14 protein-coding genes are annotated in these 13,278 nt (G+C 67.0%); 7 read left to right on the top strand and 7 right to left on the bottom strand.

Translation table 11 applies throughout. From position 1 onward, the window contains the following. Together RR928_RS05595 and RR928_RS05590 are read left to right on the top strand one after the other, a co-directional pair. Positions 1-891: ABC transporter ATP-binding protein (locus tag RR928_RS05595; protein WP_332681723.1), on the top strand; the 891-nt coding region annotated here is incomplete at its 5' end. Continuing rightward, positions 888-1,679 carry an ABC transporter ATP-binding protein gene (locus RR928_RS05590; protein ID WP_332535136.1) on the top strand — a complete coding sequence of 264 codons (792 nt, stop codon included), beginning with the start codon at positions 888-890 and terminating at the stop codon, positions 1,677-1,679. The genes RR928_RS05595 and RR928_RS05590, both read left to right, overlap by 4 nt. A gap of 34 nt (positions 1,680-1,713) precedes the next feature. On the opposite strand, the gene RR928_RS05585 is transcribed toward RR928_RS05590, so the two are convergent. Then, positions 1,714-2,223, bottom strand: a complete 510-nt coding sequence (locus RR928_RS05585) for a MarR family winged helix-turn-helix transcriptional regulator (RefSeq protein WP_332535134.1) — start codon at positions 2,221-2,223, stop codon at positions 1,714-1,716. A 691-nt stretch (positions 2,224-2,914) separates the two neighbouring features. Between RR928_RS05585 and RR928_RS05580 the strand changes: the two genes are divergently transcribed. The 3 genes from RR928_RS05580 (at position 2,915) to RR928_RS05570 (ending at position 5,729) form a co-directional block, all read left to right on the top strand. Further along, a complete protein-coding gene (locus tag RR928_RS05580; protein ID WP_332535132.1) occupies positions 2,915-3,925 on the top strand; it encodes a porin in 1,011 nt (336 codons plus the stop codon). Between the two features lie 107 nt (positions 3,926-4,032). After that, on the top strand, positions 4,033-5,007 hold the full coding sequence (locus RR928_RS05575; RefSeq protein WP_332535131.1) for a tripartite tricarboxylate transporter substrate-binding protein: 975 nt from the start codon (positions 4,033-4,035) through the stop codon (positions 5,005-5,007). Positions 5,008-5,252: 245 nt separating this feature from the next. Then, the gene (locus tag RR928_RS05570) at positions 5,253-5,729 is read left to right on the top strand and encodes a MarR family winged helix-turn-helix transcriptional regulator (protein ID WP_332535129.1); all 477 of its coding nucleotides are present in this window, start codon (positions 5,253-5,255) and stop codon (positions 5,727-5,729) included. Between the two features lie 21 nt (positions 5,730-5,750). Here the strand turns inward: RR928_RS05570 and RR928_RS05565 are convergent, their stop codons facing one another. The 4 genes from RR928_RS05565 to RR928_RS05550 are packed head-to-tail and all read right to left on the bottom strand — an operon-like array spanning position 5,751 to position 9,114. Next, positions 5,751-6,716: a PDR/VanB family oxidoreductase gene (locus RR928_RS05565; protein WP_332548416.1), complete on the bottom strand. Its 966-nt coding sequence runs from the start codon at positions 6,714-6,716 to the stop codon at positions 5,751-5,753. Between the two features lie 17 nt (positions 6,717-6,733). Continuing rightward, entirely contained in the window at positions 6,734-7,243 is a 510-nt protein-coding gene (locus RR928_RS05560) for an aromatic-ring-hydroxylating dioxygenase subunit beta (RefSeq protein ID WP_332535126.1), read from the bottom strand. A 32-nt stretch (positions 7,244-7,275) separates the two neighbouring features. After that, complete coding sequence (locus tag RR928_RS05555) at positions 7,276-8,550, bottom strand: aromatic ring-hydroxylating oxygenase subunit alpha (RefSeq protein ID WP_332535125.1); 1,275 nt, start codon at positions 8,548-8,550, stop codon at positions 7,276-7,278. Positions 8,551-8,577: 27 nt separating this feature from the next. Continuing rightward, positions 8,578-9,114, bottom strand: coding sequence for a nuclear transport factor 2 family protein (locus RR928_RS05550; protein ID WP_332535123.1), 537 nt, complete (start codon positions 9,112-9,114; stop codon positions 8,578-8,580). A 241-nt stretch (positions 9,115-9,355) separates the two neighbouring features. Between RR928_RS05550 and RR928_RS05545 the strand changes: the two genes are divergently transcribed. Continuing rightward, on the top strand, positions 9,356-10,750 hold the full coding sequence (locus RR928_RS05545) for an amidase (RefSeq protein ID WP_332681718.1): 1,395 nt from the start codon (positions 9,356-9,358) through the stop codon (positions 10,748-10,750). Here the strand turns inward: RR928_RS05545 and RR928_RS05540 are convergent. Further along, on the bottom strand, positions 10,717-11,352 hold the full coding sequence (locus tag RR928_RS05540) for a YbhB/YbcL family Raf kinase inhibitor-like protein (RefSeq protein ID WP_332535120.1): 636 nt from the start codon (positions 11,350-11,352) through the stop codon (positions 10,717-10,719). The two genes, RR928_RS05545 and RR928_RS05540, sit on opposite strands and share 34 nt — an antisense overlap. Positions 11,353-11,570: 218 nt before the next feature. Between RR928_RS05540 and xth the strand changes: the two genes are divergently transcribed. Further along, entirely contained in the window at positions 11,571-12,347 is a 777-nt protein-coding gene (gene xth / locus RR928_RS05535) for an exodeoxyribonuclease III (protein ID WP_332535119.1), read from the top strand. Positions 12,348-12,380: 33 nt separating this feature from the next. On the opposite strand, the gene RR928_RS05530 is transcribed toward xth, so the two are convergent. Then, positions 12,381-13,145 (bottom strand): hypothetical protein, encoded by a 765-nt coding sequence (locus RR928_RS05530; protein WP_332535118.1) that lies wholly within the window; start codon positions 13,143-13,145, stop codon positions 12,381-12,383. Positions 13,146-13,278 lie beyond the last annotated feature (133 nt).

Below are 13,278 nucleotides of genomic sequence, written 5' to 3'. Positions count from 1 at the left end.
GTCATGCACCGCGCTCCGACCGGCGTGGTCGGCTGGCTGAGCCAACGCTTTGGCCCGGGCCGCACGCCGGTCCGGCACCCGGCGCCGAACGCGCCGGCAGCCGCTCTCGCGCGGCGCCCGCTGCCGCCGCGCGGCAGCACGGTGCTCGAGGCGCGCGGGCTCACGCGGCGCTTTGGCGGCCTGGTCGCCAACAACGACATCAACCTTGCGCTGCATGCGGGCGAGATCCTGGCGGTCATCGGCCCCAATGGCGCCGGCAAGAGCACGCTGTTCAACCAGCTGTCGTGCTGCGACATGCCGAGCGCGGGCGAGGTGCGGTTCCACGGCCGCAGCGTGGCCGGCTGGAGCGCGCGGCAGATCGCGGCCGCGGGCCTGGCGCGCACTTTCCAGCATGTCAAGCTGCTGCCACGGATGAGTGTGCTGGAGAACGTGGCCCTAGGCGCCCACCTGCGCGTGCGCCCGGGCCTGGCGCGCAGCATGCTGCGCCTGGACCGCCTGGAGGAGGCCAGGCTGCTTGCCGAGGCGCGCCACCAGCTCGAGCGCGTGGGCCTGGGAGCGCATGCGCACGTGGAAGCCGGCAATCTGTCGCTGGGCCAGCAGCGCCTGCTGGAGATCGCGCGCGCATTGTGCGCCGACCCGTCGGTGCTGCTGCTCGACGAGCCCGCGGCCGGACTGCGCCACGCGGAGAAACAGGCGCTGGCCGCGCTGCTGGGCCGGCTGCGCGAGGAAGGCATGGCGGTGCTGCTGGTGGAGCACGACATGGACTTCGTCATGGGGCTGGTCGACCGCGTGGTCGTGGTGGTGTTCGGCGAAAAGATCGTCGAAGGCCTGCCCGCGGCCGTGCAATCCGATCCCCGCGTCCTCGAAGCCTACCTGGGAGCCTGCGCATGAACGCCATCCTTGAAACCATGGCCCCGGGCGCGCAGCCGCTGCTGTCGGTCGAAGACCTGCATGTGAGCTACGGAAAGATCGACGCGGTGCGCGGCGTGTCGCTGCGCGTGGGCCCGGGCGAGATCGTGACGGTGATCGGCCCCAACGGCGCCGGCAAGACGACGCTGATGTCGGCCATCATGGGCGTGCTGCCGGCGCGCGGCAGCATCCGTATCGCGCACACCAGCGGCGAACTCGCCGCGCCGGGCGAGGGCATAGGCGGGCGCGTGCGCGAAGGCGTGGCGCTGGTACCCGAGATACGCGCGCTGTTCGGCAGCATGTCGGTCGAGGACAACCTGCGCCTGGGCGCATTCCGCTGGCGGCGCGCGGCGCGCACCCAGCATGACGCCGCGCTCGAGGAGGTCTTCGGCATCTTTCCGCGGCTCAAGGAGCGCCGGCGCCAGGAAGCCGCCACGCTGTCGGGCGGCGAGCGGCAGATGCTGGCGCTGGGACGCGCATTGATGGGCCGCCCGCGGCTGCTGATGCTCGACGAACCGAGCCTGGGGCTCGCGCCGCTGATCGTGCGCGACATCTTCCGCACCATTGCCGGGCTGCGCGACCAGGGGGTCTCCATCCTGCTGGTGGAGCAGAACGCGCGCGCGGCGCTCAAGGTGGCCGACCATGCCTATGTGCTCGAACTCGGGCAGGTGGCAATGCAAGGCCCGGCGAGCGAGCTGGCCGACGATCCGCGCGTCATCGACGCCTATCTGGGACTGCAGGGCCGGCACCAGGCGATGCTCAGCACCTGAACGGCGGCGCGCGCGCCGCGGCATGCATGCCCGCTCATCGGCGGCTGCGCGGCCGCACCGTGGCCGCAGCGCCGGCGGCCGCCTTCTTCCCGGCCATCGCGGCCCCGGCCGAAACCGGCTGGAGCTCGCGCCCCAGGGCTTCATCGAGAATCGGATGGTCGCCGCCATGCAGGTTGCGAAACACCTGCTTGAGCAGTTCATTGAGCTTGGCCACGCGCGCCGGCGTCAGGCCGTCGAAACTGCGCTGGAACAGCCCATGCGTGGCATCGGCCACGCGCTGCAGCTGCTGGCACCCCGCGGGCGTCAGCTCCACCAGCGTGACGCGTCCATCCTGCGTTGAAGCCGATGTCGACACCAGGCCGTCGGCCTTCATGCGGTAGACGATCTTGGTGGTGGTCGAAAGCTTGGATACCGAGTGCAGCGCGATGTCCGAGACACTGCTCACGCCCTGCTCCTGCAGGATGGCCAGCACGCGCCAGGTCGAGATGTCGCAGTTCACCACCTTGAGCACCCGCTCCATCTCCTGCGTGTAAAGCGCATTCACCCGCGCAATCCAATAGAAGGGCCAGTCAGCCCGGTGAAATTGGTGTTCTGAGGAAGCCGGTTCCCTGGGTACGCGAGACGCCATAGAAGATAGATCCGAAATGAAGAAGCGGGCCGCAGCTGGGCAGACTTGGATTGTGTCACCTGCCGGCGCAACAAAAGCGCAGCTGCCGCCGCCGGCCGCAATCCCGTCGGCACCTCGCGGTTCGGCCGGCATCGTGCTCATTTCACCACAGGTGTTTTCCCTTGATGCCGGGCCCGCGCGATCCCGGCACCCTGCCGGCCACCGGTGCCGCGCAGCGCCGGCGCCCGCATGCCCCGGCGACAGCCCGCATGCGCACCGCTGCGCCGGCGACTCATTCGATCGCATCGAACGATCCGTTGCATCATATCAATTGGATGATTTTGCATATAAACAATATCTTCCGGTATCCGCCAAGGCCGTTTCATCGGCGAACCATCACGTTGCAACAGGAGACCAGAACCCAGCTTCCGATACCGCGAATATTGGCATTCTTATGGTGCGGCAACGCACTTTCCCGGACACTGCAACGCACCATTCCAAGGAGTCGACAGCATCCGCACCCCGGCTTTCCAATATTTCATCCATATTCATATAAAAGTACCAGAAGGAGCTTCGACTGGCATCCGAATTGCTTAAGTCGCTTAGCTCTTAACAAGGAGATCCATCGATGAAGAGATATTTCGCATTTGCTGCTGCCCTGACCGCCTGTGCCGCCGCTTCGGCCCAGAGCAGCGTGACCATGTACGGCGTGGTCGATCAGTATTTCGACCGCACGGACACCGGCGCCGTCACCGTCAACCGGCTGCAAAGCGGCGGGCTGGCCGGCTCGCGCCTGGGCTTTCGCGGCCGCGAGGACCTGGGCGGCGGCTATGGCGCCTTCTTCCTGCTGGAGATGGGCATCAATGCCGATGACGGCAGTCTTGGCCAGGGCGGGCTGGGCTTTGGCCGGCAGTCCTTTGTCGGGCTGGCGACGCCATATGGCGATCTATCGCTGGGCCGCCAGTATGTGCCGCACTTCTACTCGCTGGTGACCTATGCGCTCAATGGCGGCCTGGCCTTCGGCCAATCGGTGAACTACTACACCGACCCCAGCATCCTGCGCGTCAACAACTCGGTCGCCTACTCCACCAAGACCTGGAACGGCTTCACCGGCCAGTTCCTTTATGGCCTGGGCGAGAACGCGGCATCGAAATCCCTAGGCAACGTCGCCGCCGCCTCGCTGGCCTATGCCAGCGGCCCGCTCAAGGCCGGCGTGGCGTTCACGCAGCGCAAGACGACGGCCACGAATTCCGACCGCTATCTGGTGGTCGGGGGCACATACGACTTCGGCGCCGTGAAGGCCGGCCTGGTCGCGACCCACCGGCGCGACGACAACAACAGCAACGAGAGCACGCTGTATGACCTGACCGTGACGATTCCCGTGGGAAGCACTTCGGCCGTGGCGCTGGACCTGGGCCGCTTCCAGAACAAGTCCGTCGCCAACGCCGACTCGACCGCGTTCACCGTGCGCTACGACTACTTCCTGTCGAAGCGCACCACGCTCTACACCGGCTTTGCCAAGATCAAGAACGATGCGGGTGCAGCGTTCGGCGTGAACGGCGCGACCGGCGCGGCCGTGGGCCTGACACCGGGCCAGGACCCGCGCACGTTTGTCGCGGGCATACGCCACACGTTCTGACGACTGAGGCACGCGCTGCCGCGCCACGGCGCGCGCGCCCTTCCCAGCGCTTTCCTCCACCCCCTGCGCCCGGCCGCGAAGTGCCGGCCCAGAAACCGCCCCATGATATGAAAATGCTCAACCGCCGCTCCCTTCTTCTTGCCGCCTGCGCCACCGGCCTGGCTCCGGCAGTCCAGGCTCAACGCCGTGGCACGGCCCGGCTTCTGGTCGGCTTTCCGCCGGGCGGCGCGGCCGATGTGCTGGCGCGCGCCCTGTCCACGCAACTGCATGCCGACAGCGCCACCTACATCGTCGAAAACAAGCCTGGCGCCGGTGGCCGCCTGGCGGTCGTCGAAGCCAAGCGCGCGGCCCCCGACGGCCGCACCATCCTGATCACCGCAGATCCGATTCTCACCATCTACCCCCACGTCTTCAAGAACCTCGGCTACGACCCGCTGGTCGATCTGATCCCCGTGGCGGCGATCGCCGCCGAGCCCATGGGGCTGGTGGTCGGCCCCATGGTCCCGGCCAGCGTGAAGACGCTGACGCAGTTCGTCGATTGGTGCAAAAAGAACCCCACGGACGCGTCCTATGCCACGGCCGCCGCGGGCACGACCATGCATTTCCTGGGCGAGCTGTTCGCGCAGTCTGCGGGCTTTGCCTTCACCCACATTCCGCACCGCGGCGCGGCCGCGGGCGTGCAGGATGTGCTGGGCGGGCAGATCGCGTCGACCATCGTCACCATGAGCCAGGTCCTGCCGCACCTGCCCGGCGGCAAGCTGCGCACGCTGGCGATCTCCAGCGCCCGGCGCAGCCCGCGCGTGCCCGATGTGCCGACTTTCGTGGAACTGGGCTATGCCAAGATCGAAGCCCTGGTCTATTACGGCGCCTACATTCCTGCGGCCACGCCAGCCGAAGTTGCCCAGCGCATCACCGCCGAAGTCGTGCAGGCCAGCGCCGCGCGCGAGATGGTCAACACGCGGGAAAAAATGGGCGTCGACGACCTCAAGCTCAGCGGCCCGAAGTTCGCCGAGTTCTTCAAGGCCGATCTGGAGCGCTGGGGCCCCATCGTCAAGGCCTCGGGCTACAAGGCCGAGGAATAGGCTGGGCACGGGCCTGCCTGGTGCGGCGGGCCGCGCATCCGCAGGGCGCGCCATTGCGCCAGGTCATGCCGTGGGCGAGAAACATTGCCTTGCCCGGCAGTGCAGCGCAAATTCTTTCTAGAATGACCACTGCTTCTCCTCATTACGGCCTGATGGAATGTCCTGCTTCGCGCTCCTGAACCTACAGTCAAACTCCCCGCCACCAGCGGGCCTTGCGGCCTGCCTTACGGACGAGGGCGTCAAACATGGCGGCTAAGGCCGCGAACGCGGTTCCCTTTCTTGCCGACTACCTGCCGGCGATGCTGGGCCAGGCCAGCGCGCTGATCTCGTCCGAGTTCCACGCCGAAGTGCGCGCGCGCGGCTTCACCGTGGCCGAATGGCGCGTGCTGGCCTGCCTGGCGACCGGATTGCAGATCAGCATCGGAGATCTGGCCGAAGCCACGCTGTCCAAGCAGCCCACGCTCACGCGCCAGCTCGACCGCATGGAGGCCAGCGGCTATATCGGCCGCACCCAGCACCCGGTCGATGGGCGGGTCACGCTGGTACACATATCCGCCAAGGGCAAGCGCATTGCCAAGCGGCTGGTGGAGCTGTCGCACGCGCATGAGAAAAGGGTGCTCGAACCGTTCGGCATGGACCGCGCCGACGACCTCAAGCGCATGCTGCGCCAGCTCATCGACTTCCATCAATCACGCAGCGCCCCGGGCGCAGACGAAGCCTGAGCCCGGCGCCCTCAGGGGCGGCTAGAGGTCAAGAACGAGGCGCGGCGATTTCGCGCGCGAACAGCAGGCCATGAGCTGGTCGTTGTCGGCCTTTTCCTCGTCGGTCAGGTAGACATCGCGGTGGTCGCACTCGCCTTCCAGCACGGTGCAGACACAGGTGCCGCACACGCCCTCTTCGCAGGAAACGTCGATGCGTATGCCTATCGCTGCGAGGGCGGAGACGATGGTCTGACCTTCGGCCACGCGCACGGACTTGCCGCTGGCTGCGGCCACCAGCTCGAAGCCGCTGCCGCTGGTGTCGATGTCGGCGTTGAAGTACTCGCGGTGCAGCTGGGCACGCGCCAGGCCCGCCTGCTGCGCCGCCTCCAGCACCGCGTCCATGAAGCCCCCCGGCCCGCACACGTAGAGGTGCGTGCCCGCACTGCCGCTGGCTGCCACCCGGGCGGCGATATCCAGGCGCTGGCCCGCGGCGCTGAAGTGGTAGTGCACGCGTGCGGCAAACGGACTGGCCGCCAGCTCTTCGGTGAAGGCGCAGGCATCGCGCGCGCGCGCGCGATAGTGCAGCTCGAACGAGCGCCCCGCGGCATGCAGCGCATGCGCCATGGCAATCATCGGCGTGATGCCTATGCCCCCGCCCACGAGAATGGTGTGGCTGGCCTCGCCGTCCAGCGGGAAATGGTTGCGCGGCCGGCTGATCCGCAGCCTGCAGCCTTCATGCAGCGCGTCGAACACGGCCTGCGACCCGCCGCGCGACTGCGGATCGCGCAGCACGCCCAGGCGATAGTGGTCGCGCGCCGCCGGATCGCCGCACAGCGAGTACTGGCGCACCAGGCCGGACGGCAGATGCACGTCGATATGTGCGCCGGCCTCGAAGCGCGGCAGACTCGGCGCACCGTCTGCGGCGGCCAGGTCCAGCACGACGACATCGTTGCCCTGCAGACGGCGCTTGCGCACCACGACCTGCAATGTTTCTTCAGCGGTGGCCATGGAGTGTCTCCCTGTCTTCAGAGGATGTAGCCGATGCTGGTCAGCGTGTCGGTGGAGTTGATCAGGCGGATCACCTTGCGGCGCAGCCGCAGCCCGCCGCCCTCGCCGCGGCGCAGCTCGTAGGTCACGTCCGCGATGTGCTGGCGCAGCACGTCCTTGCGGAACTCCTTGAGATCCTGCGCCGCGCGCACCGTCAGCACGCCGTCGGCCTCGCCCACCACCCGCACCCGCGACACGCTGCGCACCGTGCGCGCCTGCGGCGTCGTCGAGATCGACTCGCCGCTGCCCAGGCGCCGCACCCGCTTCTCGCGCATGTGGTGGTCGTCGTACGCGTAGTTCAGCGTGTTCTCGTGGTCCGTCTCCTTGGGGTCTATCGGCACGATGTACAGGCCGTCGGGCTCCCACAGGTCAAGCCAGGCCTGGAATTCGTTGTGGTCGAGCATGTCGGCCTCGGCCCAGATGAAGGCCGTGGCCTGCTGCAGCAGCGCCAGCGCGCCGGAGTCAGGGGAAAATGCAGTTGCTGTCATGTCTTGGTTCTCGGTGATCTGTTTCGTTGCGCTCAGGCCAGCATCAGCTTCTTCCACTGCTGGTAGGCCGCGCGCATGCCGGTCTCGGCGCTGACGTCGCCGGCCACGCCGTCGGCCGTCTTCTTCTCCCCGGGCAAGCCGCGGTTGAGCAGGATCCACAGATCGCGCCCCGCCTGGGCGCCGGCCTGCACCCGCTCCCAGGCCTCGGAGTCGTCGGGCGTACCAAAGCCCATAGGCCCCTGGAAGTGCTCGTGCAGCCGCAGCCGCGCCTGGTTGCCCGCCGCCGGCCCGCCCTCCATCGTGATCACCGCATGGTGGATCTCGGTCTCGTTGACCGAGATCGGCTGCAGCACGCGGAAGAACGCCATCGAGCAGGCGACGTTGGGAAACAGGTTCAGGTTGAAGCCCGAACCGCCGACTGCGCGCACGATGCGGCGCACGCTCGCGTCATCGTGGCCTTCGGCGCGCAGTTGCTGCGCCAGCTCCACGAAGCGGTCAGGAATCGGCTTGTCGAGCTCGTCCTCGAGGTCGATCAGGTCGGGAATCATCACCATGACGCTGTGGCCGTTGCCCAGGTCCTCGACATAGCCGCTGCCGCCGACGAAATCGAGCATCTCCTCGGTCTGCTTGTCCACCGAGTGCAGGAAGCTCTTGTGCACCAGCGGGAAGTGATAGGCGTCGGTGGTGTTCTCCAACTGGATCTTCCAGTTGCCGGGAAAGCGGAAGCGGTGCTCGCCCGGCACCTTGATGGCGTAGCCGCCGCCTTGCTTCATGAACAGGTCCATCCACTTTTTGGCCGGACCCAGGAAGTCGGCCAGCGGCTCGATGTCGTCCTTGAGCGTCGCGAAGATCATTCCCGCGTATTCCTCCACGCGCAGGCTGACCAGCGGCAGCTCGCCCTTGTCCAGGCATTCGCCGTAGCTCTCGGGGTGCGGCACGCCGCGCAGCGAGCCGTCCAGCGCATAGCTCCAGCCGTGGTAAGGGCAGACGAACGTATTGGCCTTGCCCTTCTTGTGCTCGCAGACGGTCGCACCGCGGTGGCGGCAGCGGTTGAGCAGTACATGGACCTGCTTCTTGCGGTCGCGCACGACGATCACCGGCTCCTTGCCGACCCAGTGGGTCTTGTAGCTGCCGGCGTCGGGAATCTCGCTGGCATGCGCGACCCAGATCCAGGTGTTGCGAAAGATCTTGTCCATTTCCTCCTCGAACAAGGCGGCATCGGTATAGAGCGAGGTATGTACCCGGTCGGACTGCACGAGGTCGGCGATCGGACGGCGGAAGTGGACGGGATGGACGGAGGCATTCATGGCGGGCCTTGCAGGTGGGGTGGGGGTCTAGGAAAGGTGGGCGGCGGGCACGGGCAGCTCGGCCGCGTCGTTCCAGGCGCCCGTGGGGCGGCTGAAAAGGTTGTGAGTCTGGAAATGGGCAATGCGCCACTGACCTGCGTCCACGCGCAGCGCGAGCTGCAACTGCGCAGCGTTGAGGTGCGAGGCGCCGCTGGCAAAGGTGGAGGTCTGCAGCATGACCCAGCTGGCGCGGGCATGGCGCGCGTCGGCGTCGACGTCGATCTGCTCGGAGCACAGGAAGTGGACGTTGAGCGCGAAATGCGCGGGCGTGCGCATGTAGCTGCGGAACATGTCGGCAATCGCCGCGCGCCCGCGCCAGCCGCCGAAGCTCGCCGCGTAGCGCGCGCCCTTGCCTTCCCAGACCGCGTCCTCGGTGAAGAGACCGGCGAGCTCGTCGAGCGGCGTGGCCGCGTCGAGCTGGTCGCACAGCTGCATGTAGCGCGTCACCAGCGCCCGGATGCGGCCCGCGGATTCAAGCTGGCGAATCCTCGCTTCCAGCTCATTGACTCTTTGCTGCAAAGGCATGCGGCACTTCTTCCTTGTTCATCGTGGGTCGGGGGATTCCTGTGGCGGAACCGGCTTTTTGCAAACTATATCCGAAATCATATAATTTTCAATCCACCGGATTCCTGCGGCTTCGCCCAGGATGTCGCCAGCAAGCCACAAACCCCACTGCACCGTGCATTGATGGCGCAAAAGAAAGCCGCATATCGCGACGGCGCAAAACAACAACCATAATCATGTACTTCAAACGAAAGGACTGAATATGCAGCATCCAGACCCCGACTCGCTGGTCGCCCGCGCACCCTCCGCCGTAGCGACGCGCAGCGCCCTGCTCGAAGGCCGGCAGACCGCGCAGCAGGTTGCCACCGAATTTCTCGAACGCGTGGCGCAGGCCGAGCCGGCAATTCACGCCTGGCAGCATCTCGACGCAGCGCAGGTGCTGCGCCAGGCGAGCGCGCTGGACCAGGCGCTGGCCGGGGGCCGGCCCGCGGGCCCACTGGCGGGCGTACCCGTCGCCGTCAAGGACATCTTCGATACCCAGGACATGCCCACCGGCTATGGCAGCGCGGTCTATGCCAGCCACCGCCCCGGCGCCGATGCCGACGTGGTTGCCGCGCTGCGCAGCGCGGGCGGCATCGTGGCCGGCAAGACGGTCAGCACCGAATTCGCCTATTTCGCGCCGGGCCCGACCGCCAACCCCTGGGATACGCGGCGCACGCCGGGCGGATCGTCAAGCGGCTCGGCGGCGGCGGTCGCCAGCGGCATGGTGCCCGTGGCATTTGGCAGCCAGACTGCGGGCTCGCTGATCCGGCCGGCCTCGTACTGCGGCGTCTTCGCGCTCAAGCCCAGCCATGCGAGCGTCTCGACGCGCGGCGCCAAGCCGTTCAGCGAATCGCTGGACACGGTGGGCTGGCTGGCAAACGACGCCGACGATCTCGAACTGGTGCGCGCGGCGCTGGCCGGCATTCCCTACGCTGCGCTGCCGGCGCGGGCCGCGTCTGGCCTGCGCCTGGGCGTCTGGCGCACGCATGAATGGTCCTATGCCGACACGTCGGGGCAACAGGCCTGGGAGGCCGGCGTGCAATGCCTGGCCAGGGCCGGCGTGGAGATCGTCGAGACCGGTCTGGCGCCGGAATACGCTCCATTGATCGAAGCCCAGAAGACCGTGATGGCTTATGAAGCGGCGCGCGCGCTGGCCGACGACATTGCGCGCCACGGTGACGCGCTGAGCCTGCATATCCGCGAACTGGCTGCGCGCGGGCGCGCGATTGGCGCGCAGGAATACCGCGAGGCGCTCGACTTCGCGGCCCGCGGCCGGCAGGCAGCGGCCGCCATGCTGCAGGACATCGATGCATTGGTGGTGCCAGCGGCACCGGGCGAGGCGCCCTGCGGGCTGGACGCCACGGGCGATCCGGTGTTCAGCCGCGTCTGGACATTGCTGGGCCTTCCCAGCGTGAACGTACCGGGCCTGCTGGGCCCGAACGGCATGCCCGTGGGCCTGCAACTGGTGGGCAACCTGGGCACGGAGCGCGCACTTCTGGCGCTGGCAAAAACCGTGCACCCGGTATTGCAGCAGGCCGCGCAACAGCAAGGCCAGGCGCGCGCCCTGCCCTGTCAGGCGCCTCAGCCCACGGTCACTGCAGGGTTGAGGCTGTAAAGCCCGGTCAGGCTGGCCCGGCCCAGCACCGGGGCCGACGCCAGCGCCGCCAGCACGTTGTCGCCGGTCAGCGCGCCTTCGACGGCCAGGCTGGGCGTGGCCAGCGCATAGACCGTGAACACGTAGTGGTGCACCAGCGTGTCGTTCCACGGCGGGCAAGGGCCGTCGTAACCGTAGTAGTCGCCTTTCATCGCCTCGTCGCCGGCAAACCAGCTGGTGTAGTCATTGATGCCATGGCGCAGGCCTTCGGGCGCCGCCGGGCCGGGCTTGCCGCGCGGCGTGACGCCGTTCGAATGCGCGCCCGCGGCAATTTGCGTGGTGCCGGCGGGAATATCGAGCAGCAGCCAGTGGAAGAAGTCGACGCGCGCCAGCGTCGCGGGCACTTCGCGGCCCTCCTGGTTCACATCGTCGCCGCGGCTGGGCACATCGGGATCATGGCAGACCACGACAAATGATTGCGTGCCTGCGGGCACATCGCTCCACGCGAGCTGCGGATTGCGGTTCGCGGACAGCGCCACATGGGCGGCGGCGTCGGGCACGCCGAAAGCGAATTCGCCGGGAATCGGCTGGCCGTCCTGGAAACTTTGGCTGGTCAGTTGCATGGGATAAAAGTCCTTTGAAAGTCGAACCTGCACATGCAGGTGCCCGACCATCGTATCCACACCACAGGGCCAGGCAATACAAATGCCCAGGCAATTCGCCAGCGGCCGGCGCATGCGGCCGGTCCGGGCGCGACCCACCGGCGTTCTGGGAGAAAATGCCTGGATAGCCTGCGGCCCGCCCTCCTGCCAACCGCATGAAATACAGAAAGTCTTTAGATATGCAGATAGCGACGTGGAACGTCAACTCCCTCACCGTGCGCCTGCCCCAGGTGCTCGACTGGCTGCAAGCCAATCCGGTCGATGCACTGGCCCTGCAGGAGCTCAAGCTGACCGACGACAAATTTCCGCTGCAGGCGCTGCAGGAAGCGGGCTACCATGCGGTCACCCATGGACAGAAGACCTATAACGGCGTCGCCATCCTGAGCCGCACTCCCGCGCGCGACGTGGTGCGCAACATTCCCGAGCACGAAGACCCGCAGGCGCGCATCATTGCCGCCACGCTGGACACAGAAAAAGGCCCGCTGCGCCTGATCAACGGCTACTTCGTCAACGGCCAGGCGCCGGGCAGCGAAAAGTTCGCCTACAAGATGCGCTGGCTGGAAGCATTGCGCGAATGGGTGCGCAAGGAACTGGCGGCGAACGAGCGCCTGGTGCTGGTCGGAGACTTCAATGTCGCGCCCGAGGACCGCGACTCGTTCGATCCCGAAGGCCTGCGTGAAACCATTCACCATACGACCGAGGAGCGCCAGCATTTCCGCGACCTGCTGGAGCTGGGCATGACCGATGCGTTCCGCATGTTCGAGCAGCCCGAGAAAAGCTTTTCCTGGTGGGATTACCGCATGCTGGGCTTCCAGAAGAATCGCGGCCTGCGCATAGACCACATTCTCGTGAGCGATGCGCTCAAGCCCGGCGTCAGCGCCTGCGTGATCGACCGCGCGCCGCGCAAGAACCCCCAGCCCAGCGACCATACGCCGGTGGTGGTGACACTGGACTGAACGCCGCGCCCGACGTGCAGCGTCAGGCAAAAATCATGAACGCAGCCAGTGCAGCGCTTCGATGCCGCGCTGCACGGCCATCGCCTGGCGCAGCAGGATCACGCGCGCCGCTTCGGGCAGCCCTTCGCGCAGCGCCGCGCGATAGGCCGTCAGCAGCATTCTCTCGGCGTCCTCGCTCGCATCGAGCAGGGCCTCGCTGCTCTGCGGCGCTATCGCAGACTTGAGCGTCTCCCATCCACGCAGCAAGGGCCCGGACAGAAAACCATCGCCATTGTGCAATGGCGGCAAGGCGAATTCGTGAACCAGTTCGGCGCAAGCCGCTTCGAAGGCGTGCAGATGGCGTTGCAGCATTTGCTGCAGCAGCCCGGGCGGCGAATGCACGATCGCGACCTGCAGGCTTTTGGCGGTCTGCATGTTCAGCCGCTGCAGCCCCTGCAACACGGCCAGCACCTGCACCTGCGACAGCCCCAGCACCGGATCGGCCTGGCGCATGCGCTCCCAGGCGGCCTGCACGGCGCTCGATACCTGGCGCCAGGCGAGCAGGCTCGTGCCTTTGCAGGCCGGCCATTGCGCTTCGAGCACCGGCAGCACCGATGCCAGATCGCCCGGATACTGCACGGCGGCCTTCCAGCCCAGTTCATAGGCGGGCCGATACTGGTCGTAGCCGCGGCCACTCACGTAGTTGGGCTGAAGATGGTAATGGTCATGCCAGAAGGCGTCCTGAAGTACATCCTGGCTGGCCTGGACTTGAGGGTTGCCGTTGGCGGCGTTGCGTGCGGTAGGTGTCTGACGGTGCAATTCTTCGCCCCAGCGTAGTTGACGCTGGGTTCGGCGTAAAAAGGAAGAATCGGCAAACCGGGGGTCAGGCATGGGAAAACGTGCGTCGCACACAAAACAATAGGGTTCCATTGTCGCCTAGCAGCAAGCCCCG

Origin of the sequence: Comamonas sp., from assembly GCF_036666375.1 — a bacterium.
GTDB lineage: Bacteria > Pseudomonadota > Gammaproteobacteria > Burkholderiales > Burkholderiaceae_C > Comamonas.
Note: the sequence above shows the minus strand (reverse complement) of the source record. Positions and strands in the feature narration are given on the sequence as shown.

What these genes read in the sequence shown, in the direction of transcription:
- RR928_RS05580 (WP_332535132.1), top strand. Translation starts at nt 2,915, where the DNA reads ATGAAGAGATATTTCGCATTTGCTGCTGCCCTGACCGCCTGTGCCGCC.
- RR928_RS05565 (WP_332548416.1), bottom strand. Translation starts at nt 6,716, where the DNA reads ATGGCCACCGCTGAAGAAACATTGCAGGTCGTGGTGCGCAAGCGCCGT.
- RR928_RS05590 (WP_332535136.1), top strand. Translation starts at nt 888, where the DNA reads ATGAACGCCATCCTTGAAACCATGGCCCCGGGCGCGCAGCCGCTGCTG.
- RR928_RS05575 (WP_332535131.1), top strand. Translation starts at nt 4,033, where the DNA reads ATGAAAATGCTCAACCGCCGCTCCCTTCTTCTTGCCGCCTGCGCCACC.
- RR928_RS05570 (WP_332535129.1), top strand. Translation starts at nt 5,253, where the DNA reads ATGGCGGCTAAGGCCGCGAACGCGGTTCCCTTTCTTGCCGACTACCTG.
- RR928_RS05545 (WP_332681718.1), top strand. Translation starts at nt 9,356, where the DNA reads ATGCAGCATCCAGACCCCGACTCGCTGGTCGCCCGCGCACCCTCCGCC.
- RR928_RS05540 (WP_332535120.1), bottom strand. Translation starts at nt 11,352, where the DNA reads ATGCAACTGACCAGCCAAAGTTTCCAGGACGGCCAGCCGATTCCCGGC.
- RR928_RS05560 (WP_332535126.1), bottom strand. Translation starts at nt 7,243, where the DNA reads ATGACAGCAACTGCATTTTCCCCTGACTCCGGCGCGCTGGCGCTGCTG.
- RR928_RS05555 (WP_332535125.1), bottom strand. Translation starts at nt 8,550, where the DNA reads ATGAATGCCTCCGTCCATCCCGTCCACTTCCGCCGTCCGATCGCCGAC.
- xth (WP_332535119.1), top strand. Translation starts at nt 11,571, where the DNA reads ATGCAGATAGCGACGTGGAACGTCAACTCCCTCACCGTGCGCCTGCCC.
- RR928_RS05550 (WP_332535123.1), bottom strand. Translation starts at nt 9,114, where the DNA reads ATGCCTTTGCAGCAAAGAGTCAATGAGCTGGAAGCGAGGATTCGCCAG.